The sequence below is a fragment of the Leptospira ellinghausenii genome (assembly GCF_003114815.1).
In the GTDB taxonomy this organism is placed as follows: Bacteria; Spirochaetota; Leptospiria; order Leptospirales; family Leptospiraceae; genus Leptospira_A; species Leptospira_A ellinghausenii.
In genome coordinates this window covers 19,315-41,999 of the sequence record NZ_BFAZ01000008.1, presented here as the reverse complement: position 1 = coordinate 41,999, position 22,685 = coordinate 19,315, and the positions used below count along the sequence as shown (strand labels likewise).

General features: G+C 36.8%; 24 protein-coding genes. 11 read left to right on the top strand and 13 right to left on the bottom strand.

The features are described 5' to 3' along the window. Window positions 1-11 precede the first annotated feature (11 nt). From DI076_RS07385 to DI076_RS07370, 4 genes are all read left to right on the top strand, one after another. Entirely contained in the window at window positions 12-782 is a 771-nt protein-coding gene (locus DI076_RS07385; protein WP_108959315.1) for an efflux RND transporter periplasmic adaptor subunit, read from the top strand. Then, window positions 783-2,036 carry an ABC transporter permease gene (locus DI076_RS07380; RefSeq protein ID WP_108959314.1) on the top strand — a complete coding sequence of 418 codons (1,254 nt, stop codon included), beginning with the start codon at window positions 783-785 and terminating at the stop codon, window positions 2,034-2,036. Continuing rightward, window positions 2,033-2,704 (top strand): ABC transporter ATP-binding protein, encoded by a 672-nt coding sequence (locus tag DI076_RS07375; RefSeq protein WP_108959313.1) that lies wholly within the window; start codon window positions 2,033-2,035, stop codon window positions 2,702-2,704. The genes DI076_RS07380 and DI076_RS07375 overlap by 4 nt, the downstream gene beginning before the upstream one ends. Before the next feature lie 96 nt (window positions 2,705-2,800). Beyond that, window positions 2,801-3,973: a trans-sulfuration enzyme family protein gene (locus DI076_RS07370; RefSeq protein ID WP_108959312.1), complete on the top strand. Its 1,173-nt coding sequence runs from the start codon at window positions 2,801-2,803 to the stop codon at window positions 3,971-3,973. On the opposite strand, the gene DI076_RS07365 is transcribed toward DI076_RS07370, so the two are convergent. The 8 genes from DI076_RS07365 to DI076_RS07330 form a co-directional block, all read right to left on the bottom strand. Beyond that, window positions 3,933-4,994, bottom strand: a complete 1,062-nt coding sequence (locus DI076_RS07365; RefSeq protein ID WP_245918323.1) for a multiheme c-type cytochrome — start codon at window positions 4,992-4,994, stop codon at window positions 3,933-3,935. The genes DI076_RS07370 and DI076_RS07365 overlap by 41 nt on opposite strands. Window positions 4,995-5,184: 190 nt before the next feature. After that, window positions 5,185-6,633 carry a rhodanese gene (locus DI076_RS07360; protein ID WP_108959310.1) on the bottom strand — a complete coding sequence of 483 codons (1,449 nt, stop codon included), beginning with the start codon at window positions 6,631-6,633 and terminating at the stop codon, window positions 5,185-5,187. A gap of 9 nt (window positions 6,634-6,642) precedes the next feature. Next, window positions 6,643-7,599, bottom strand: a complete 957-nt coding sequence (locus DI076_RS07355) for a hypothetical protein (protein ID WP_108959309.1) — start codon at window positions 7,597-7,599, stop codon at window positions 6,643-6,645. Further along, the gene (locus DI076_RS07350) at window positions 7,596-7,961 is read right to left on the bottom strand and encodes a hypothetical protein (RefSeq protein WP_108959308.1); all 366 of its coding nucleotides are present in this window, start codon (window positions 7,959-7,961) and stop codon (window positions 7,596-7,598) included. Before DI076_RS07350 ends, DI076_RS07355 begins: the two co-directional genes overlap by 4 nt. 81 nt (window positions 7,962-8,042) lie before the next feature. Then, the gene (locus tag DI076_RS07345) at window positions 8,043-9,398 is read right to left on the bottom strand and encodes a rhodanese-like domain-containing protein (RefSeq protein ID WP_108959307.1); all 1,356 of its coding nucleotides are present in this window, start codon (window positions 9,396-9,398) and stop codon (window positions 8,043-8,045) included. A gap of 222 nt (window positions 9,399-9,620) precedes the next feature. Continuing rightward, entirely contained in the window at window positions 9,621-10,232 is a 612-nt protein-coding gene (locus DI076_RS07340; protein ID WP_108959306.1) for an XRE family transcriptional regulator, read from the bottom strand. 4 nt (window positions 10,233-10,236) lie between these two features. Beyond that, window positions 10,237-11,529, bottom strand: coding sequence for a hypothetical protein (locus tag DI076_RS07335; RefSeq protein ID WP_245918322.1), 1,293 nt, complete (start codon window positions 11,527-11,529; stop codon window positions 10,237-10,239). 10 nt (window positions 11,530-11,539) lie between these two features. After that, window positions 11,540-12,016, bottom strand: a complete 477-nt coding sequence (locus DI076_RS07330; protein WP_108959305.1) for a DUF4395 domain-containing protein — start codon at window positions 12,014-12,016, stop codon at window positions 11,540-11,542. 137 nt (window positions 12,017-12,153) lie between these two features. On the opposite strand from DI076_RS07330, the gene DI076_RS07325 reads away from it, so the two are divergent. From DI076_RS07325 to DI076_RS07305, 5 genes are read left to right on the top strand one after another with little or no spacing between them, the layout of a single operon-like run. Continuing rightward, window positions 12,154-13,074 (top strand): sulfurtransferase, encoded by a 921-nt coding sequence (locus DI076_RS07325; protein WP_108959304.1) that lies wholly within the window; start codon window positions 12,154-12,156, stop codon window positions 13,072-13,074. A gap of 2 nt (window positions 13,075-13,076) precedes the next feature. Then, window positions 13,077-14,399, top strand: coding sequence for a multiheme c-type cytochrome (locus tag DI076_RS07320; protein WP_245918321.1), 1,323 nt, complete (start codon window positions 13,077-13,079; stop codon window positions 14,397-14,399). Further along, window positions 14,377-15,102, top strand: a complete 726-nt coding sequence (locus DI076_RS07315; protein WP_108959302.1) for a glycosyltransferase family 2 protein — start codon at window positions 14,377-14,379, stop codon at window positions 15,100-15,102. The genes DI076_RS07320 and DI076_RS07315 overlap by 23 nt, the downstream gene beginning before the upstream one ends. Window positions 15,103-15,118: 16 nt before the next feature. Continuing rightward, window positions 15,119-16,405, top strand: a complete 1,287-nt coding sequence (locus tag DI076_RS07310) for an MptA/MptB family glycosyltransferase (protein ID WP_108959502.1) — start codon at window positions 15,119-15,121, stop codon at window positions 16,403-16,405. Further along, complete coding sequence (locus DI076_RS07305) at window positions 16,398-16,937, top strand: TIGR04282 family arsenosugar biosynthesis glycosyltransferase (RefSeq protein ID WP_369689761.1); 540 nt, start codon at window positions 16,398-16,400, stop codon at window positions 16,935-16,937. Before DI076_RS07310 ends, DI076_RS07305 begins: the two co-directional genes overlap by 8 nt. Here the strand turns inward: DI076_RS07305 and DI076_RS07300 are convergent. Next, window positions 16,927-17,406 (bottom strand): OmpA family protein, encoded by a 480-nt coding sequence (locus tag DI076_RS07300; protein WP_108959300.1) that lies wholly within the window; start codon window positions 17,404-17,406, stop codon window positions 16,927-16,929. The two genes, DI076_RS07305 and DI076_RS07300, sit on opposite strands and share 11 nt — an antisense overlap. Before the next feature lie 102 nt (window positions 17,407-17,508). On the opposite strand from DI076_RS07300, the gene lpxD reads away from it, so the two are divergent. After that, window positions 17,509-18,528 (top strand): UDP-3-O-(3-hydroxymyristoyl)glucosamine N-acyltransferase, encoded by a 1,020-nt coding sequence (gene lpxD / locus DI076_RS07295; protein ID WP_108959299.1) that lies wholly within the window; start codon window positions 17,509-17,511, stop codon window positions 18,526-18,528. 7 nt (window positions 18,529-18,535) lie between these two features. Here the strand turns inward: lpxD and DI076_RS07290 are convergent, their stop codons facing one another. Genes DI076_RS07290 through DI076_RS07275 form a run of 4 tightly spaced genes read right to left on the bottom strand, consistent with a single transcriptional unit; the run spans window position 18,536 to window position 20,403 of the window. Next, the gene (locus DI076_RS07290; RefSeq protein ID WP_108959298.1) at window positions 18,536-18,955 is read right to left on the bottom strand and encodes an SRPBCC family protein; all 420 of its coding nucleotides are present in this window, start codon (window positions 18,953-18,955) and stop codon (window positions 18,536-18,538) included. Then, window positions 18,956-19,303, bottom strand: a complete 348-nt coding sequence (locus DI076_RS07285) for an arsenate reductase family protein (protein ID WP_108959297.1) — start codon at window positions 19,301-19,303, stop codon at window positions 18,956-18,958. After that, entirely contained in the window at window positions 19,300-19,539 is a 240-nt protein-coding gene (locus tag DI076_RS07280) for a hypothetical protein (protein WP_108959296.1), read from the bottom strand. The genes DI076_RS07285 and DI076_RS07280 overlap by 4 nt, the downstream gene beginning before the upstream one ends. A gap of 39 nt (window positions 19,540-19,578) precedes the next feature. Next, a complete protein-coding gene (locus tag DI076_RS07275) occupies window positions 19,579-20,403 on the bottom strand; it encodes an LIC_11366 family protein (protein WP_108959501.1) in 825 nt (274 codons plus the stop codon). Between the two features lie 35 nt (window positions 20,404-20,438). Here DI076_RS07275 and asd point away from each other — a divergent pair, with 35 nt between their 5' ends. Then, window positions 20,439-22,685: an archaetidylserine decarboxylase gene (asd, locus tag DI076_RS07270; protein WP_108959295.1), complete on the top strand. Its 2,247-nt coding sequence runs from the start codon at window positions 20,439-20,441 to the stop codon at window positions 22,683-22,685.

Sequence of the window (22,685 nt, the reverse complement as noted above, 5' to 3'; positions counted from 1 at the left end):
ATGGGGTCATCATGAATCGTAAAAAACTCTACGGGTTCGTATCCTTCATTGTAATCATTCTAATTTTGATCCTTGTCATTGTCTTTCGGGGTTCGAAGTCCAATTTGCTTGTCATCAAAAAAGGTTCGTTAGTGGAAGCTGTCTATGCACTAGGAACTGTGAAACCGGTTGATAGTTTTATCTTAAAATTTGGAATCGCGGCATCTGTCCGAGAAATTTATGTGGAAGAAGGACAATCAGTCAAAAAGGGAGATCCACTCTTAGTGAATGATTCGGGAATTACCTTCCGTTCCCCGATTACAGGCACTGTTACCAAACTCAGCATTGCCAAAAACGAAACGGCTATGCCTGGGTTACCCATTTTGGAAATCCAAAACCTAAAAGAGGTGTACATCTCTGTTTCCCTCGACCAAGAATCAGCATTACGAGTGAAACCTGGGCAACATGCCCAACTCAGTTTTGAATCCATCCGAGGGAATGTTTATAAAGGGGAAGTAGAACGAATTTATCCATCAAACGGCCAGTTTCTCGTGAGGATAGGACCACATGAATTGCCCCAAGGAATTTTACCTGATATGACAACAGATGTTGCCATTGAAGTTTCTTCCAAAGACAATGTGATCCTTGTACCTTTAGTCTCTGTGGAAAGAGGGAAACTCACACGTTATCGAAATGGGAAACGTGAAAAAATCGAAATTCGAATTGGTGCCATTAATTCAGAGTTTGGTGAACTCATACAAGGGGATTTAATCGAAGGGGATGAGGTCCTAGTCAAAAATTAGATGTTATTCCTTGCGATCCGACAAATCTTTTCGAGACCCCAACAATCGATTTTAACGCTAATTGGGATTGTACTTGGGACAGCTGGATATATTGTATTTTCTGGAATTATGCTTGGTTTCCAAGCAGTCATTACTGACCAACTTGTGAATTCTGATGGTCAAATCAAAATTTCTCCGAAAGATGAGCTAATCACCGAACGTACGTTCGATGATGTGTTCTTCCAAGGAAAAGAAGTTAGATGGCTTTCTCCTCCTTCTGGTAGAACCGATAACTCACGATTAACGAATGTTCTTGGGTGGATGGATAAATTGTCCAATGACCATAGGGTGATATCCTATGCTCCTCAACTCACAAAAGAAGTCATTTTTGTGAACGGAAAATCAACGGCTCCTGCTAGGTTTGTGGGTGTGGATCCAAATATCCAACCTAAAGTGACGAATCTCAGTGATTACATTGTCGAAGGAAAATTAGCTGACCTATCACGAGGAACTTCCCTTGCCATTGCGGGTGAAGGGGTTCTGAATAAACTCGGTGCCAAAGTAGATGATACCATTTTTGTATATATCCCAGGAACAGATCTCATCCCGATCAAAATCGTCGGTATATTAAGTACGGGAAATCGTATGATAGATGAAGTGACAGTTTATTCTTCCTTATCCTCTGTTCAAAGTATTACAAAGTCCAGTGGTGAAATTTCACAGATCATTGTCAAAATTAAAGACATTCGTATGGCAAAAGAAATTGCTGAAGACTGGAGATACTTTAGCAAAGATAAGGTTGAAAGTTGGGACGAAGTGAACGCTAGTATCTTACAAGTGTTTCGGACTCAAGATATTGTAAGAAACTCAACAACCTTTACGATCATCCTTGTTGTTGCCTTTGGAATTTATAACATACTCAATATGGTGGTGAACCAAAAAAAGAAGGAAGTTGCGATTTTACGGTCCATTGGTTTCGATGAAAAGGATACAATCCAATTGTTTATTTTTCAAGGACTATTTTTAGGAACATTGGGTGCCATTCTAGGAATTTTTGTAGGTATTCTTGGATGTTATTATATAGATGGAATTCCTATTGGAGATCCAAAACAAAACTCTAAAGCACTCATGAAAACAATGATGATTTCTTGGGATGTGATGATTTATGTAAAAGGTTTTTCAATTGCAGTTCTTAGTGCATCAATTGCCAGTTATATTCCAGCTCGTATGGCAAGTCGTTTGTCTCCAGTTGACATCATCAGAGGTGCTACATGAATTTGGGTATAGAAGCCAACCAAATTTTTAAATCATTTGGAGAACCCCCTCAAGTTGTCTTACAAGATGTATCTTTACAGATCAAAGAAGGTGATTTTGTTGCCCTCACAGGAAAGTCTGGTTCCGGTAAGTCAACACTTTTGTATATCGTGAGTGGACTTGATTTTCCAACAAGTGGTGATGTGAAACTTGGTGGTAATTCTTTATTGCAAATGGATAGCAAAGCCCTTCATGAGCTTAGAAATCTATCCATTGGATTTGTTTTCCAATTCCATTATTTATTACCAGAATTAACAGGCTTAGAAAATATTACGATGCCCGCTCGTAAAACAGGGAAACAAAAGTTAGTAGAAGACTATGCTCTTCATTTGATGGAAAGTTTTTCCGTTTCCCATTGTAAGGATAAGTTCCCAAGTCAAATGTCAGGTGGTGAAGGGCAAAGGGTAGCGATTGCACGTGCTCTTGTCCAAAAACCAAAGTTTTTGTTTGCCGATGAACCCACTGGAAATTTGGATACAGCTAACGGGGACAAGGTGATGGAGATCTTCAAACGGATCAACAAAGAAGATGGAACTACGATTCTGTTTGTAACGCATGACCCTGATTATGCGGCAATTGCCAGGCAGAGAATCCATATGGTGGATGGAAAAATTGCTGAAATTTCATAGAAATTCTGTTATAGTAGTCTAAATTCGATTCTATAGCAGATATTTTCCAAAAAAAATGATGAATTCGTATGCTCTTCACTAAGTTTGGTAGAAGACATGTTTGAACATTTTGAAACTGAAGCCATCCGCATCCAAACGAAACGTACTGGGGAAAAAGAACATTCGACCCCCTTATTTTTAACATCCAGCTTTGTATTTGATGATGCCGAACATGCGAGGGCACTTTTTGCGGAAGAGGTAACTGGAAACCAATACACTCGGTTTTCCAATCCCAATACAACCGAACTTATCGAAAAATTATGTGCCTTAGAGCACACAGAAGATGGAATCGCCACTGCGTCTGGAATGTCTGCTGTGTTTACCTCTATTTTTGGACTTGTAAAATCAGGGGATCACATAGTATCGGCAAGAGCAATTTTTGGATCTACACATCAAATTTTTGCGAACATCTTACCACGGTTTGGTGTAACGACAACTTATGTTGACATGGATAAACCAGAGGACTGGGAATCGGCCATCAAAGAAAATACCAAGATCCTTTACATTGAAACACCTTCTAATCCAGGGCTTGATATCGTTGACTTGGAATGGGTAGGCACTTTATGCAAAAAGAAAAAAGTCATTCTCATAGTTGACAATTGTTTTTGTTCTCCCTATGTGCAAAGGCCTGCAGACTTCGGAGCAGACATTGTGATCCATTCTGCAACAAAATACTTAGATGGTCAAGGTAGAGTAATTGCTGGTGTGATTTTAGGTAAAAAAGAACTCATCCAACCGATCCGGTATATGGCAAGAAACACTGGTCCTTCACTCTCACCTATGAATGCTTGGATCATATCAAAAAGTTTGGAAACATTGGCAGTTCGAATGGACCGCCATGCGGAAAATGCGATGAAACTTGCCACATTTTTACAAGAATCAGCTGATGTGGAACTAGTAAGGTATCCTTTTTTGCCGAATGACCCAGGTTATGCGGTTGCTAAAAAACAAATGCGATCTGGTGGAGGAATTGTTTCCTTCGTGATAAAAGGTGGAGTCGAAAGGGCTAAAAAATTCTTGGATGCACTCAAATGGTTTTCTTTAACTGCTAATTTGGGAGATACAAGAACCACTGTGACACATCCTACAACAACCACACATTCCAAACTTACGGAAGAGGAAAGGTTGGCAGTGGGGATAAAACCCGGACTCATTCGGGTTTCTGTGGGGCTGGAACACATAGATGACATCATTGTCGAAGTAAAACAGGCATTGGTAAACTCAAAGTAAACAATTTGTATAGACTTTCTCTTTTTTCGGAAAGAGAAAGTTCTAACTGTTTTTTAGTTTCCTTGGATAAAAATTCACTCTTTTCAATTAAACTTTCTTCAAAACTGCGAACATAGTGTTCATCTGGATCAACTATAGTTTCCCATTCTATTTTTTCTATCTTCAAATTGTTCAATTTGTATGTAAAGTCTATCGTATGTTTATCGTTAGGTGCTATTCTTGTGTCATAGTATTCTTCTGAAAGATTCGTATTGACAAGCCTTCCAATGATGGATTCTTCGATTAACGTTTTTTTTCCGTTTGTCTCGATTGTATAAAATCGTAAATAAACTTTTGGCACCAAGTAAGTTGGGAATTTGTGACCAACGGCGATAGATTTAAGTTCTGCATAGATTCGAATTTCACCATTGGATATCCTTTCCAGTTTCCAAGAAGGTTGTACAGACTTTCTCACAAATTCTGGATCATGAATTCCTTTCCAAGAATGTTCCCTGTTGGGCATATGGCAATTTTGGCATTGGAAATCTTGTTTGGCAAATGATGAGTTCTCCCATTCTTTGTAGACTTCCATCAGTTGTTTCCCATTCAAAAACACTCCATACTTAGGACTTTCATGACAGGATTTACAAAAAAGTGAGTTCTCAAATTCTGATTTCGCCTGAAATCCGTTATGCGGAAAGAAATCATCTTCAGTTTTATTTTGATTTAATGTTTTTCTTGGAGGACCATACCATGTTTGATTTCGGATATGGCAACTTGCACATTGTATAGATGGATTCGAAATTCCTTCAGGGAAATGTTGTTTTTGGGATTGGAAGATTTCATTTGTACGTAATGTTCCGGAAAGTTCAACTTTAGTTTCTAATAAAGGGGAATGGCAATTTAAACAATTGTTAAATTCCTTTGAATCTAATACTTGTTTTTGCCAGATCAGTCCATTCCCAATGGACTTCGCATGAAAACTATTCTTCCAAGATTTCCACTGGTCTTCATGGCAACGGGCACATTGTTTTGGATCCATATTGGATTCCATGGAGGAAAGTTGTAATTGTTTCCCCTGGTTTGAACCATTTAACAGAGGTAAGGGATGTTTCCAATGATCAACATGAAATGAATTCTCTTTACAACTGAAGAAATTGATTGAAACACAAAACATTATCGTCAGTTGTAAAGTAGGAAACTTCATCTCTTAGAATGTTATTTACGATTGATTATCCACCGCAAGCATTTCCTCCACCACCAGAGGGAGCACCACTCCCACCACTAGTTCCCCCACTTGTACTACTTCCCCGTAAAAACAACTTATCTTCGGATCTGATTTTATTCGAAGATTTTGTAAATTGTCTGGTAAAGTCTAACTGGTAATTTGGTACGTTGGCGTCAGCATTTGAGGTAATGGCGTCTGCAAGTGCAGAAATGTCTGTCCTCCAATAGGAGGCAGGTTGGGTAATGGCACTAGGACTGGAACCAGAAGTTGGTGAACGTAATCCTAAAGCACCGAATTGTTTCCAACCTGCTTCATAAAACCGTGTTGGTTTTCCGAGGATCTGGTGTAAGACAAACCATACAACCGAAGTGCGAATCCCTTCTTCCCCATACAAATAGATTAACTTCTGGTCAATATAGCCAGTGTTAGTTAAGTAAGTTCCTAGCTGTAAAAAGGACTTGAATTGAAAACTAGTTCCGTCATATAAATCGGTTGGAACCAGATTTGTTGCCGATTTCACTCTCCCTTCATACGTCGTTACACAGGAATTGGAAACAAAACTAGCATTTGTTTTGGTTGTACAATTTGTGTATTTTGAACCTGATGCTGTAGAGTTAGTTGTTCCAGTAAATGCTGCATTAGGTCTGCCATCAATTAAGTAATAACCTTCAACGGGGACTGGATCTACTTCTTCCAGATTAGAATTTCCATTCTTTATGGAGTGAATGAGATCTCCAATCGTGAGTTGTATCGATGTATGATCACGTAACAAAGTTTTGGTAAGACCAGCTCTATTGCTATTCGCGTAATTATATGAAGGTGTTGTAAAAAGAGTATTGGAAGCTGTTAAATCTGCAATCGATCCATTGAGAACTGCCAACCTTTCCTTTGGGAATCCCCAATACAATAACGCATAGTAGGCAAAAGTAGCCGATGATAAATTTGATAAATTTGAAGTGTCTTGGGCAAATACAACATAATCAATCGCCGGATCAATTCCATAAATTGCAAAAAAATCAGAGATTTTTTTACCTTTGCCTACAATCCCATCAACTGATAAAACACCATCATCTCTTGTATCTGTTAACAATTCGTTTAGATTCGAAACAGGGTATGCATATGTTTGTTTTCCATCAAAAAATACAAACCTTCCGCTTGAACCTGAAGACTGAATTTGAAATACTATTAGATTTCCAAAAACGTAATTAGGTTTGTTTGTTGACCAATTGGATAAAAACCTCGAAAGTTTTGTCCCTGTAATCAGCCCACTTTGGTTCTGGTTGTAATCCGAATTGGAAAGAGTCGCAAGTTCTAACGGAGTATAGTTTCTAAAAAGAAAGGGCGTTAAGTCAATTTTAAGGTTCTGAGGTAAAAAAGCATACTCAGGTTGGCCTTTGCAACTTAGAACAGCAAATAAAAAAAGAATCAGTAGTTTATATTTTGGATATCGCATTGTTTCCTCTTATAAGTTATAAGGTAAAGTGATGGCAAAGCCGACAGTTTGTAACTTTGCTGTGTTATAACCTGCAATGGTTTCTGAATAAAATAAAGTGTAGAAGTTCCCAAAACTATCTACGTAACTAAATCCTAATTCTGCATTATGAAAGACTTCTTTCCTTCCCCATGCAGGTCGTTCATTTTGTACATAAACATCGTAAGGATTGATGCCGTAAACACTAGGTTGAGGGTAACGAACTAAATTCCATGGAGGTTGTTGCCTTGGATCAGCGTAAGCATAACCACCTTGGCCAATTTGTCCTCGCATACCAATCGTTAGGAATAAGGATTCAAAGAATCGTTTGTAAAGGGCTGAATAATAGAGGATATCATCTGGAACAGGGTTTTCTCTTTTCCGGTAAGACAATTCACCAAGTCCACCCATTCCCCAAACACCAAAATCTTTTGCCAGATACAAATTGACCTCACCGCCACTCGCTCCATCTCCTAAGGATTGAGGATTCCGGTCATAATCACCTCGTTTGATTCCGCCTACTCGTAACGAAATAGTTGGCATCCATCTGTATTTTGAGTCAAACTCATCGACTAGTTTGTAGCGTAATCCAAACCGTGTATCCATAAAACCGTATTTGTCTGGGACTTCTGGAGTTTGTTGTAATCCTAAATAACGATTAAAAATCCGATGTCGTCCTAGTTTACCAAAACCTATCGTTAGGTCAGCTGTTAGGCGATCTGTGATTCCATATTCTAAAGCTAAATTCGCAACTGAAATTCTCACATTGTCATCATATTTTGCCTTTTGACCTGCAAGAAAAGCACTGTCATATTCAGAATGAATGAATACGGGACGTACCCAAAGTTGCCTCTCATAAGGAGCCCAAGCTTGTTGGGAATACAAACTCGATATGGAAAGAGAAAATAGAAGTAAGGATATTTTTAAAAATGGAAAGGGTATTTTCATTCTTTATCCTTCTTTTTTTCTGGTAATTTAATGTTAAAACGAATTTGGACAAAGTATTCTAATGCTTGTAATTGTTCCTCTGTGAGTTTACCAGATAAGTCTGGTAAGTTGACCCTACGTTTTTCTGTATTGGGTAAACTTCCTTGTAAGTATTCCAATCTTTCGTCTTGATCATTGGCGTTAATATTTGTTTGCTTTTCAAGACTAAGCTCTTGGTTGAAGATTGCTTTCCCTAAATGGTATTTCTCACGATCTTGGCCTTGGGGAATATTGGCGATCCCACCACCACCGATACCACCAGATGCAAGTATGATATTTGTTAGTAATAAACTTCCGAATAAAAATTGAACTATATATTTCATAAAACTTTCCCTGTTTCTGTATTAATTCATTAATAACCACCAAGAGAATAGCGGATCTATTCACTTAGTGGTTATGTTGGTTTATCGTTTGTAAGCTTTGTCTTCTTCGATGATTTTTCGAGATGTAGTAGCAAACGAATTTAAGTTAGTTGGCAAGTTTGGATCAACGTCACCAGCCACATTGTAAGTGATAATATCCGATAGTTCAGGAATATCAGTTCTATACGGTGAGTCTGGTGGGAGTTTTGGAGCTGGTCCACCACCTGTTAAACTACCCCATTCAATCCAACTACCATCATAATAAGTAGAAGGGTAACCTAATATCGCAATGTAGGAAAACCCAGTAACTTGGGATCGATTATTGGTTCTGCAAAGTTGGATTGCTGTTTGACCCTTTTGGTACCCTCTCGCATCATAATATGCTTTGAGATCAGATTTTGGTTTGAATCGAAACTCTGTATCCAATAATCCTGTCCAAGGTACGTCTTTAGCTCCTTTGATATGACCTTCAAATCCTACGTATTTTCCAGAGACTTCAGAAGTTGTACTTCGAATCACACCATTGTATTCGTTGCTACTCCCTGATGAAGACCTTGCATCTGATACAAAAACACTCGATGTGATCCCCGCTATATTGACGTTGTTTGGATCTTTTACAGCTTTAATCACATCTTCTACGGGTAACATAAGGATTGTATTGTCTACCCTTAGACTTTTGACACTGTACCGATTATTTAAGTTAGGTGGCGTGTTTGTTGTTGTACTAAATGGTACAAAATTTCCATCAGTTACAGCTAGTCGAGGAAGTGTTCCATTTAGGAAGGCTAAATTTTTATGATCAAATCCCCAATACCTAAAGGAATAAAAGCCACGAAGTGTTCCTTGGACATGGCTGGCTGCGTTAGCAGAAGAAACAAAGACAACCAAGTCATTAACAGGATCAATGCCAAAACGATTTAAGATAGCATCGATTTTTGGTCCATTGGCAATGATGGATACGGTATCACTAAGTCCACTATTTCGTTTTTGGCTAAACCCATCTCCACCGTCTAACGCATTAGCACCGTCAGAAAAAGTGAAGGAATAAACGACCACATCGTTTCCATTCCCTGCGATGTATTCTTTTCCAACAGTGGCACTTGGACCATTTTGTAAAATGACGAGTTTACCTGTTATTCCATTCGGTTTAGTAGATGACCAATTATTAACCCACTTACCTAAAGTTTGTGGAGTGATAAGTCCATATTCATTTAAGTTATAATCGTCGTTAGACTCTTTTGCCAGGTCTACTGCTGTATTTACTTTGATCCCATTCGAAAGCGCTAGTGCCGCTAAGAGTAGGTTTTTTTGATCATCATTTTGGTTGTTTCCACCGCAGGCTCCGAGAAACCCCGCGGTAAAAAGTGCTACCAACTGATGTTGAAGACTTGTTTTCATATTGAATCCTTCATTTGAATTCCAATCCTTTCTCTGTAGGGGCTTGCACCAAAGAATGAGGAGATTGGTTTCTCTAAAATAAAAACAGGGGGTGAAGGAAAAAGTTGAAATTTGATTTAACAGAGGGAAACTCTGCAATAGCGTATATTATTTTGGACAAATTTCCAAAGTGGACAACAGAGTTTCAAAAGAGGAAGTTGGAAAACGAATGATAGGAAATGATTATCGAAATTTCTTAGATGAGATCCATAAAAACTTCGCTGGAATGTCAGAACCATTCTCTATCGAATCAAGTTCTGAAATCGGGAAAAAGAGACTATCCCCAACTTCTAATTGGAAGGATTTGTGTTTCAGTTTGATTTTGGAAGTTCCACTGACTTGGTAAATTTTAATATCATGGGCTTGGGGGAGGTGTTGGAATTGGGTTAATTTTCCTTGTTCTAAAATCCATTCCACAATGTTAAATCGTTCCCTTTCTTCTTGGTATAAAACCCTTGATTTTATTGGGTATTTTTGTGATGCCCACACTTTCCCTTCATTGGCTGCGATAAAACGTGGGGATTGAGAAAACAAATCAGGAATCATTTCACCAATCGGGATCCTGAGAGTTTTGGAAAGTTTCCATAAAATACCAATGCTAGGTGTGGTTTTTCCAGATTCAATGAGCCCGAGCATTCCCCGGCTGACAGTTGATAATTGTGAGAGTTTTTCCATAGAAAGACCAAGTTCGAGCCTACGTCGTTTCAAAGTTTCGCCAAGTACGACTGTTAAGACCTCTTCAACCGTTTGGTCCGATGTGTTTCGTTCTGTAGTTTCCTCGTATTGTCCTTCCATGACATCATCCTTTCTTAGTCATGTTCGATATATTGGATAAATTGTAAAGTAAAATGAATATTTGGGAGAAATAGTAGAAGAGACAAATAATGGAAATCAGTGCTTGGAGGAGGAGAATTTGGTCCGAAATTTCGTAAAAAAATTGGTAAGGTATGCGTAATCGAATGTTTGTTAGGTAAGAAAATTGAAAGACGGAAATTAAAATCCAAGGGAGTACTGATTGGTTACGAGAAATGGCAATGAGAGGGATCAGGATTAAAAAATACCAAGGGTTGTAAACAGGGAGTAGGGTAAGAAAAAAATACCCCAAATAAAAAACAAAATGGTATTTCCTGCATAACAGAATGAACCTTAGGTTTCTTTTTTTTTGAGGGATCAGTAGGTAAAGGTAAATATATAAAAGAATAAATTGAAAGAAAAACGGAACACTTCTAAGGTTTATCGAAAAACAAAACCTCCAAATAGGTTCATAAATTTGGTTAAAGGTAAATGAATCACCAAATTTTTGTAAGTTGTTGATTCCAAAATCAGTAAATTTTGAAAATACAAGAAGGTAAAGAAAGTAAAAACTAAAAAATCCAATCAAAAATGATAAAAGGAAATTTAAAGATTGAAGTATGTAATGTTTTTTCTTATGGAAAAAAACATAGGGAAAAAGAAAAATTCCATATATAACTGCCAATAATTTTGTATGTAAAAGTAATCCAAATACAATGCCACTTTGATTGTATTTTTTATTTTTTAAGAAATACCAATACATCCAAAAGAATATGATTACTAAAACTTCGAAATGCATATTGGCATAGACTTCTTTGGTATAAACTGGATATATCCAAAAGAGAAGAATTGGTTTTTTCCAATGTGATCGATTGAAAAACCAGATAGATATCGCCTCGAAAATTAAATAACTAGTTTTTAATAGAAATGTTGAATATCCGTAGGTAAAAAGGGAAAAATAGAATAAAACAAATGGGCTATAGATCGTTGTCCAATCAGGATGATTGATATTAGAAAGAATTTCTGATGAAAATGAATCATGGGAATCAAAGGAGAAAAACTGAGATGGTGAAACTTCATACGGCGAAATCAAGTTACGAATGAGTTGCCCCTCCCAAAGGTAACGTGCCCAATCATCTTCCCATATTGGATCTAGAAATAAACAAAGGATTCTAAGTCCTAGACCAAGGAAAAGTAAGGATTTAAAATGTATGTTAAAAAATTGGTTTGGTAAGGTTACTACTTTTAGAAAAAAAGCAGTAACCAGAATTGTGCTCGAAAATAAAAACCAATCAATCAAATGACAGTTACTATTTATTAAAATTTAGATTGTTGCAACGTTCACAAACTTCTTCTGGGATGACTCCCACTTTCATCAGTAATCCAAACATAAAACAACCTGCACACCATCCTAAGAATGATTCAAGAGATGCAAAAAACACAAGGGTTGCGAGGACAATTTGGTAAGATAAAAAAAGACCATTCAAAAACAATATAATTGCTGTTAGACTAAATGAAAACCCGATAAGTTGGGCAAAACGTTTTGGTGGTCCAGCGCTTGGAACAAAAGAGATCCCGAGCCAAGGAACTAAATACCGAGATGTAAAAAAAGCAAATGGTTCCCATTTTGGCCCATAACTCAACCGGAGTAAAAACCCCAACAGAAGTAAACCTAACACAACGAGATTCGGAAATATGATGGCAACGACACCAAAAACAACAACTGTTGATGCGACAATCCTTGTGACATTTTCATTGACGACATCTGGATAAAACCCGAGTTTCATATGAATCCTCCTACAAAAGGTTCTACAGATTGGACTCAAATTGGCAAGAAAAATTCGCTTTCTTGGAGGAAATGTTTATTTTATTGACGAAAATTCGTCTTAGAAGAGTCTTAATGTTGAATTGGGAGGGGAATTGTATGAAAATCCAGAAAACCTATGGAGTTTATCTATTTGCCATTTCATTATTTTGGGCCCTTTGGTTACAATTAACGGCAGGTCCATCCAAACCTCATCCCAAAACCAAAGGTGAAACTTGGTTCTTAACAACAAAAGAGACCCTGGCATTGCCAGAATTCAAGACAATTGACACTAGGTCTTTTCCTTCTCGTGTGAAAGAAAAAATGCCAAATTCAATTGTTCTCAGCTGGGAAGACCTTTCCCAGAAAGAAACTCCCAATCGAGGAAAACTACTTGAGACAAAAATCCTCCAAAAAAAAATTTCTAGTTTAGGAATTGAAACATCTGATCTCATCATTGTGTTAGGTGATGGAAAAAATGGATGGGGGGAAGAAGGTCGGATTGTCTGGAGTTTACGAGAAGTTGGATATACAAAGTCGTTTTGGTTTGATGGAGATGTGTCATCTTTGAAAGAAGTAGTAAATCAAAGAAAAAATAAAATGGTTTCTCAAGGGGAAACGAATCAATCTTTCTTATTAGCAGAAAAAGAAAGCCAAATTCATACAGATATCACAAAGGATGACATCACCAAACAATTAAACATAGGTTCTTACCAAATTTTAGATACAAGAGAACCACGAGAATTTTCTGGTTCCACACCTTATGGGGAATTCAGAGGAGGCCATATCCCTGGTGCAAAATCCTTTTTTTACCAAAATTTATTTGATGACCATGGTAAAATCAAAACAAAAGAAGAAGTTGAAAACTCACTCACACAAATAGGAATTACTAAGTCAAAACCAATCATTGCCTATTGTACTGGTGGTGTAAGATCTGCATTTGTTGTTGGCATCTTACGATCTTATGGTTATAACGCTTATAATTATTCAGGATCAATGTGGGAATGGTCTTCTTACAAAGACTTACCATTGGAAAAATAAACTTGAAACAGTTTTTTATTCTATTCTTACTTATTTCTGTAACTATTGTTACTGGTTACTATCTATATGAAAATCGAAGGGAAGTCCCGATTGAAGAAGTGTTTCCTGGGAAAAGTTGGGCAAAACCGATTCCTTCTCTTCCCGATCTAAAAGGAGTAGGTGCACCTACAGCAAAAAACTGTGGCAATTGCCATACGGAAATTTATGAAGAGTGGAAACTTTCCACACATGCAAATGCTCTGAGTGATGTTCAATTTCAATCTGAATTAGCAAAATCTAGTTCACCCAAATGGATTTGTCTTAATTGTCATATACCAGTCCAAAACCAAAGAGAAATGGTTACCACTGCTTTACGTGGAGGAAATTATTTCGATCCAATTGAAGTCCCTAATCCTAATTTTAATCCTGAGATGAAGGAAGAAGCCATTACGTGTGCAACATGCCATGTTCGGGTTGATAAAGAATCACATCAAAGTTATGTGATTGGGGGATCAGGTGGTACATCTCCTCCCCATCCAGTTCAAATCAATCGTGAGTTTTTGAAAAATAGATGTAATGATTGCCATAATGAAACATACACACTTAACGAAAGTTTGGTTTGTTCCTTTCAAACAGGAACAGAATTAAAAAGTACAAATACAGACAAATCTTGTGTTTCTTGCCACCTACCAGAGGTGAAACGATCGTTCGTAAAATCTTCTCTTCATCGTCCCGTGCGAGTGGCCCACAAGCATGGTTTTATTGGCGGGGGAGTTCCCAAACGATTTGATTTATACAAAGACCAAATTCGGCTGGGATACAAACCAGGACTTGTCCTTTCTGATTTTAAATGGGAAAATGAAAAAATTCTATTACAATTGCAAAATCAAAATGCAAACCATCATGTTACCTCCGGTGATCCCGAAAGGTTCTATCGTTTTGTGATAGAAGGAATCGATCAGTATGGAAATGTAATTTACAGGAACGAATCGAAAGTTGGCCAAGAATGGGAATGGTCACCCAAAGCAAAAAAAATTAGTGATTTACGTATCCCAAATGGTGAGACATTTAAATGGGAATTGCCTTCTATTCCAAAATCCAATTTAATCACCAAGTTTCGGTTCCAAGCAATCCATGTTCGTCTGAAAGATATCACTTCAGATTATATGATTCAATCGTCTAACGCTGTCCCAGAAACTTATAGAAATAAAGTAAAACAGATTAAGGAGATTTACCCTCACAGTTCCATTGTGATCGAAAGTATTTATGATGTAAAAAGTAAATCGAGGAAAGATACTCCTTTGGAAAGTTTATTCAAACGAAATGAAAAACGTAGAGGAGAATAATATTCTTTGTATCATTCCTGCTAGGGATGAAGAAGAAAGTATTGAAAAGGCATTAAGTGGTCTAATTCAAAATTCAGGATTATCAACTAAAAATTTTATTGTCGTAAATAATGCCTCAAAAGACGAAACATTCTCCATTGTCAATCGAATGGGGATCAAAGTATTGGACTGTCCTCAAATAGGTTATGGGAATGCGTGCCTTCTTGCTTTGGATTGGATCCAAAAAAATAATTACCAGCCAGAATATATTCTTTTTTGTGATGCAGATGGATCAGATGATCCAAAAGATATTCAAAGACTCATCTATACTATAGGCGAAACAAATTCTGATTTAGTCATTGGTTCTAGGACATTAGGAAATGCGGAAGAAGGATCACTTTCTCCCATTCAAATTTTTGGTAATGCCTTAACATGTTTTCTCATTCGAATATTCTTTGGGAGACATTACACAGATATGGGGCCATTGAGAATCATCAGATACCAATCCTTATCTCTACTTGGTATGAAAGATACAACATGGGGATGGAACATTGAAATGCATATCAAAGCATTACAAAAAAATATGAAGGTGATTGAAATTCCTGTTCAATACCGAAAAAGGATAGCTGGAGTTTCCAAAATATCAGGGACTCTCTCTATGTCACTTCGAGTTGGGTGTAAAATTCTTTATACATTTTTTAAATTACTTATTTTTGGTAAGTGAAAAACTTGGGAGTGAAATGTTACTCTTTTTCATTTATCCTTTTCTTTTGATTTTTGTGGTAAATGGATTTGATCGAAATTCATTTACGATTGTTATCATTTCAGCAGTTTTATTAAGTTTGTATTTTTTCTTTTTAGGAAAAAAACTACACCAATTCAAAAATCAGTTTTGGATATTTTTCTTATACAATCTTATACTTCGATGTGTTGTCATTGGGTCAACACCTCATTTCAGTGACGATGTTTACCGGTATCTATTTGATGCAAATATACTTTTGAGCGGCCAATTCCCTTATGAATTCACTCCTAGTGAGTGGATGAACCTACACCCCAATATCGGCGGACATTTTAACATCTTATATTCGAATATGAATAGTTCTCATTATTACTCTGTATACCCTTTGTTTTTACTTATGTTTTTTGTGGTAGGGTCAGTTCTAAATTCATTATTACATTCTATGTTTTTAGGAGTTCAGATCGTTTTTGTTTTGGTTGATTTGCTGAATTTGTCACTGATACGGCGTTGGTATCGAAATGAATCATTGCAGTTTTATTGGGTCTATTTTGCAAATCCGATCATCCTCATTGAAGGCATCTCTCAGATGCATCCTGAGATTTTACTAATTCCTTGGATCCTTATCTTACTTCAAACTAAAAGCAATTGGAAACAAGGAATGGTGTTATCAATTCTAACACAGCTAAAATTTAATGCTATATTATTTGTATTTGGTTATATAAAAGAGAAACGAAAAAATTTTTGTATATTGGTTGGGGTAATCTTTTCCTTTATCCTGTGGAAACTGACTGTATTTGCAAATTTAGAATCACAAGGGAGTAATGGCATTGGGTTGTTTTTTCATTCCTTCCGTTTTGCTGGACTATTGGAACCCTTCCTTTATTTAATTTTGAATCAGATAGGACATGCATACCTATCGGGATTTTTTTCACTGTCTTTGTGTAGTCTCCTTTTTTTCTATTTAATCATGAACAAAAGTTTTTGTAATTTCTCTCTGGAAAAACGATTGTTTGTTTTCTATTTTTGTTTTTTGCTATGGTCTCCCGTCATTCATCCTTGGTATTGGATTTTATTCATTCTTTTGGGGGTGGTAAATCGGATGCATTTAATTTGGCAGGCATTACTCGTATTCCTTACCTTCTTATCTTATCTAATCTATGTTTCTGAGTATTATTTTTACTTATATTGGGTTCTATCTTTTTTAGTTATAGGATTATATGGATTTAAAGAAATTGATTATTTTCGCAAAACAACCCATCCAAGGGCAAGTGAAAACTCGTTTGGCTAAGACACTCGGAGATAAAACTACCTTAGATATTTATAAGAAGTTATTACACATCACAGAGGACATTACTTCGAAACTAAACATTTCGAAGACTGTTTATTGGGACCAAATTCTAAATCAAACAAATTTATATTTTAAAAATGGGTATACTTTCAAAGAACAATCCCAAGGTGACCTGGGCAAAAAAATGAAAGATGCCTTTCGGGAAGAATTTGATGAGTCTTTTAATAAAATTTTGATCATTGGAACAGATTGCCCCTATTTAACTGAACGAATTTTTGAAGATGCATATCATGCATTAGAAAATTCGGATATTGTCATTGGTCCAGCAAAAGATGGAGGTTATTATTTATTGGGCATGAAAGATTTTAAAGCTTCTTTGTTTGAAGGAATTCCGTGGAGCACGGAATTAGTGTTCAATTTGACTATCGAAAAAATAAAGGAACTTAATCTAACATTCTCTGTTTTACCAGAATTAAATGATATCGATACAGAGAAAGATTGGTTAGAATGGGAAGAGAAAATTAACCAATAGGTTTGAGTAAAATTTCAACTCTTCGATTCAGAGCTTCATGTTCTTTTGTTTGGTTTGGAGATTTTGAATTTCCAAAGAAAAGTCGTCTAATTTGGTTAGGTTCTACTGAGTGGATGAGTAAAAAACGTTCCACTTCTAATGATCGTTTTTCGCTGATCAATACATTCTCTTTGTTTGTTTTTCCTTCCACTGCATGGGCACTGATCATAACCTCATAGTTTCGATTTCGGTATAAAAAATCTGCAACTGATTGTAGTCTAACTTGGTCTTGTTTGGGAATCAGATTGGATTTTTTTGAAAAATAAATTGTGAATTGAGTAACGTCTGTTTGTTTTTCAGTTTTTTTATATGGATTTTCGAAAATGACACCTTCTTCAGCTAACAAATCTGGAAATGGCAAAGATAAGTATTGAACAGTGTAAGTTAACAAAATGCAAACTAGTACTTTGTTGGTTTTATAAAGATGCATATAATTAATTTCGGTAAGTTTCTAATTTTTCAGAAGATAAGGATCAAAAATTATGATTGAAATATGTCCCTTCTCGTAATTTTTCTCATCTAAGGGTTGAATATGAAACTGAAAGAGTTAGCAGAACGTTTAAATGCAAAGTTCACTGGTAATGGTGAATTGGAAGTGAATGGCATAAAAGATTTAGAACATCATACAGAAGTTGATCCGAATAGCATCTATTATGTGGCTTCAAAAAAGTATTTAAATAAACATCAAAAAGCAACAGATGTTAAAATTGCTCTGACTATTGATTCATTAGCATCTTCCTTTCCCAACTCTATTATTGTTCCTGAAGAAGGTTCCAAGGTAAAATTCATTCAAGTCATTTCCTTATTTGAGAAGAAGCCAAGTATTCAATCTTCTGTTTCACTAAAAGCAAGTATCCATCCAACTGCTAAGATTGGTGAAAATGTGACGATCATGGATTTTGTCGTTATCCAAGAGAATGTTGTTGTCGGTGATAATGTGGTATTGTATCCGAATGTTGTTCTGGAACCAAATGTAGAAGTTGGAGATGATACAGTAATCAAGTCTGGTGTTGTCATTTATTATAATTGCAAGGTAGGAAAAAGAAATTTAATCCATTCAAATACTGTGATTGGCGCCGATGGATTTGGATTTTATGATTATGCGGGAGTTCGTTACAAAGTTCCTCAAATTGGAAATGTGATTATAGGTGATGATGTGGAAATGGGTGCACATTGTACGGTAGATAGGGCTGCCTTAGAATCTACAACCATTGGTAATTTCACAAAATTTGATGATCATGTTCACGTTGGTCATAATTGCCGAGTGGGTAATTACGTTTATATCGCAGGTGCAACGGTACTTGCTGGATCTGTTACCATCGAAGATGGATGTTTTTTGGCAGGGCAATCTGCTGTCGCAGAACATCTAACGATGAAAAAGGGTTCTATTCTTTTAGGTTTATCTGGACTAACGGAAGACTCAAAGGAAAAAACCGCATATTTCGGTATCCCAGCAAGGCCTGCTCTTGAAATGCATCGGATCCATTCTTCCTTGCCTTTATTGCCAGAACTTGTAAAAGACCATGCAAAAAGAAAAAACTCTGAAAAGTAAGAAAGGTTTAAGATTCTAAAATCTTTTTTAAAGACTGTAGATTCTCATTCATTTGTGATTTAAGATTCATTCTGACAAGGCCTTCACTCAGTTTGAATAGGCCATTGAGTTCCATTTTATCAGAAATGATCAATTGGCAATGGTTCCCATTTTCTATAAATTCATATCTATCGGTAAACTTCATTCCATTGGCCGTACAACTTGCAATGATTAGTTTGTTTTCTACAACTTCTTCAATTTTATAAATTTCGTTTAAATGGAATATACCTAAATCAATTTTAATTTTATATTCAGTTGCATCTTGATTGATGGCTTCTACCGAATGAATGCTTTTGTTATAAGAAGTTTGGTTCAACATATTGCGAACATAACTAAAAACTTCAGGCAAGGATTTGTGAATTAACGTTTCAACTTTTGTTTCTATCATTTATTTTTTGGATTCGCTCAACCACTGTTTCCAAATTTCAGGAACAAAGCCAATTGTAGCTTTTTTACCATCTCTCACAATTGGGGTTTTAAACAGAAGGGGATTTGTCAATAAAGCCTCTTCTTTATCGTATAACATGTATTTTAAGTTTTTGTCTTCGTAAACTTTGGATTCGGTATCGATCAAATCATCTAAACTGACACTTCCAAGTATGGATCTGAGTTCCCCTTTGCTCATTTCTTTTTCTTGTAAGTTGATAAATTGAAAAGGAATACGTCTCTCCTGAAAGAAGAGTTGTGCCTTTTTAGAATCTTTGCATTTTTTTGTGCCGAAGATCTGGAGGTTCATCCAAATATAGACTTTTTGAATTCTTCGAGTAATGGTTCTGATCCAGATAACATCAATTCAATTTGATCTTTATCTAAATCATACATAACATGAGCTTGTAAAAACAATGTAAACTCTTCTGCGGAAACTTTTTTTGCATCGAAGTTTTCTTTTAGAAAGTTATACCAAGCAGCCAATATGACCTTTTGGTGGGCCAATTCTTTGATACCGATGGTAATGATTTTTGGGGATTTCATGTAATTTTCTTAAAGAATTTCATCCTTTCTTTGGGATCGTCAATCCAAAAACCTTTGGAAGGCTGAAAAATACAATGTCCATGCACCTGTGTTCATATCTAACCTCCGAAATGTTTGTGCAGTGCTCACAGTCGCATCGATGATCCTTGTATCATCAATGACACCCACTCGACCATCCGCCCGAATGTAAAAACTTGATGTTTCTCCGTTATAATTCCCGCTAAATTTATCAATTGCGATGTGATGGTATCCAATTCCAATTTGGAAAAAAGTATTTTCGTATAACCTGTGATTGATGGCAGTTTCAGCTCGATAAACAAGTCCGCTGCCTCTAAGCCTACCTCTTTGGTTGAAATACTGAGTATTGGGTAGTGGTTCTCCGATGGAATACCCACGAATATTCCAATCAGCAGAAGTAAAACCCATTCCCACTCCATTTTCCCATTCCCAATTTCGAAAGATTGGCATCGAAAAATGATACATTCCAAGGACATGATAAGAATAAATTTCGGAGTTCAATTTTGTGTAGTATAAATCGCTTGTAACTTCAGTTAGTTGCAGATTTTGCCAATCATTCCTGCCGACATAAAAGCCAACTCGATTTCTCGAATCTAATAAAAATCGTACAAATCCTTCATACAGATTGGTTGTTTTCCCTCCTTTGAGATTTACATCAGAAAAAACGAGAGGGTTAAACGTGGAAGAAAATTGCCTTAAGTCACCATCAAACCTTCCTGGGATTCTTTCTCCAGCACCATATCGCATCCCCACTTCAATTCCAGAAGGTTCTGCTGTAAGGTCCCCACTTGTCAGAAAGGAAATTAGAAAAACAGGAAACGAAAGGATTACAATACATCTTGACATAACAATTTCATCCAATTTCGTGAGGAAGAACCTATATGGAAACACTCTTTCAAAACGGATCTAAGTTTAATCTCATTTTAGGATCAGACATCCTAAGCCCATATTTTTACCTCATCCTCCTCGCCTCAGTTTACTTAAGCTTTCGATTGGGATTTCCTCAGATCCGATTCCTCTTTTTGTCCCTCAAAATTCTAACTGGAAACATGGATTTTAAAGGGTCCAAAGGGCAACTTGTTCATTCCCAAGCTTTTTTTGCAGGGATAGGTTCCTCGTTACTTGCAGGTTCGGTCATCGGGACTGCTCTAGCCATCGCCTACGGTGGGATTGGTGTTCTTTTTTGGATTTGGGTCATGAGCCTTTTTGTGATGCCCATACGGTTTGTTTCTTCCACCTTAGCAGTCAAATTTCGTAACCAACTTCCAAGTGGCCGTTACCTTTCTGGTCCCATGTACTTCATCGAAAAAGCACTTCGTGCGAAGTGGCTTGCAGTTGCATTTTCCTTGGCAAGTCTTGTGACAGTTCTTGTGTTTGGTGGTATATTCCCTTTTGTTGGACTTACTTACTTAACAAAAGAAGGCCTTAGTTTATCAGGATTGTCTGGCCCCATTTCTCTTTCTGTCATTTTATTATTCATTGTCATTGGTGGCGTTAGGCGAGTCGGAAAAGCAGCAAGTGTCCTTGCACCAATTGGAATTTTGTTATTTTTATTCGGCTACATTTCCCTTTTTTCCAATGGGATGATTTCCTTTATTGGATTTTTGTCAGATGTAACAAAGGAAGCATTTTCAATTAAAGCCTTACAGGGTGGAGGAGCATTTGGAGTATTAAGAGCTCTTTCTGTTTCCTTAAGTACTTTCTTTTTATCAACAGAAACTGCTGTTGGAAAGTCATCGGGGATTGCCGGTGTTGTGAGAACTGACTACGCCGCAAAACAAGGATTAGTGAGCATGCTAGCATCCTTCTTTGAAGGGTTTATTATGGCGACTATGGTTGGGTATGTTTTATACTCTTATGGGGCAGTAAACCTCGAAACCATTTTAATTTTCCCTAGTCGAATTCTGGAACAAAAGGATTCCATTCCTGTCATCTTGTTTGTTGTGTCCTTTTTATGTTTTGGGGTTTTGAGTTTGGCTGGTTGGTTTTACAGTGGTGAACAGAACGCCTTTTATGTGTTTGGTGAAAAATTTGCTAACTTTTTTAGGATGTTATTCATTGGGTCAACACTTGGTTTTGCTTATTTATATGTAAAGTATGGCGTTGATGTTTTAAGTTTTGTGATGCATTGGGGGTATGTGGCAGCTGTCATCACAAGTGTTCCACTGCTAGTGTCTCTCATGTTACTTGGCAAATCTGCTAATCTGGAACTTAAAAAATACCTCTCTGAATCAGGGGCGAGGTATGAAATTTTCAAAGATATTTATTTACTCTTTTTAACCTTACTTCCTAAAAACCTAATCTCCAAAATTTTTGGTTATTTTTCGACTCTCAAACTGCCAAGGTTTATGATGATTCCGATCCTAAAGGCATTTGCAAAGGCCTATAAGATCAATTTAAGTGAAGCGGAACTTGAAATCAAAGAGTATGCTTCTCTCAATCAGTTTTTCACTCGTGCCCTACGTGCCGAAGCCCGTATCATTGACTCTGCTCCCAATGCAGTTGTTTCCCCAACGGATTCTAAGATCACAAGTTTCGGAAATATCAACCAATCTACCATCATCCAAGCAAAAGGAATTGATTATTCCGTAAAAGAGTTGTTAGGTTCAGAGAAATTTTACCCACATTTTACGAACGGTAAATACATTACCTTTTATCTTTCCCCACAAGATTACCATAGGATCCACAGCCCATTTGCGGGGCAAATTTTAGGATACTATTATGAACCAGGAAAGTTATTCCCTGTAAACGACTTAGCGGTTCTCAATATCCGAGGTCTTTTCCCAAAAAACGAGAGACTCATCACCTTCTTACAAACTGAATATGGGAAAATTGCAGTGATCAAAGTAGGGGCATCCAATGTGGGGAAAATCCGAGTCACTTACGACAATAAAATTGTGACCAATAATTGGATTCGTTTTGCCAAAGAACACCACTACAAAGACGTCTCTATCATGATTGAGAAAGGTTCCGAGATGGGTCGTTTTGAAATGGGTTCCACTGTGATCTTAGTGTTTGAAAACGACACGATTGATTTGACAAACATCCAACTCGGAGATAAAATCCAATACGGAACCACTGTCGGACATTTTAAATCCAAAAAAACAAGCCTACCGGTTAAATTCTAA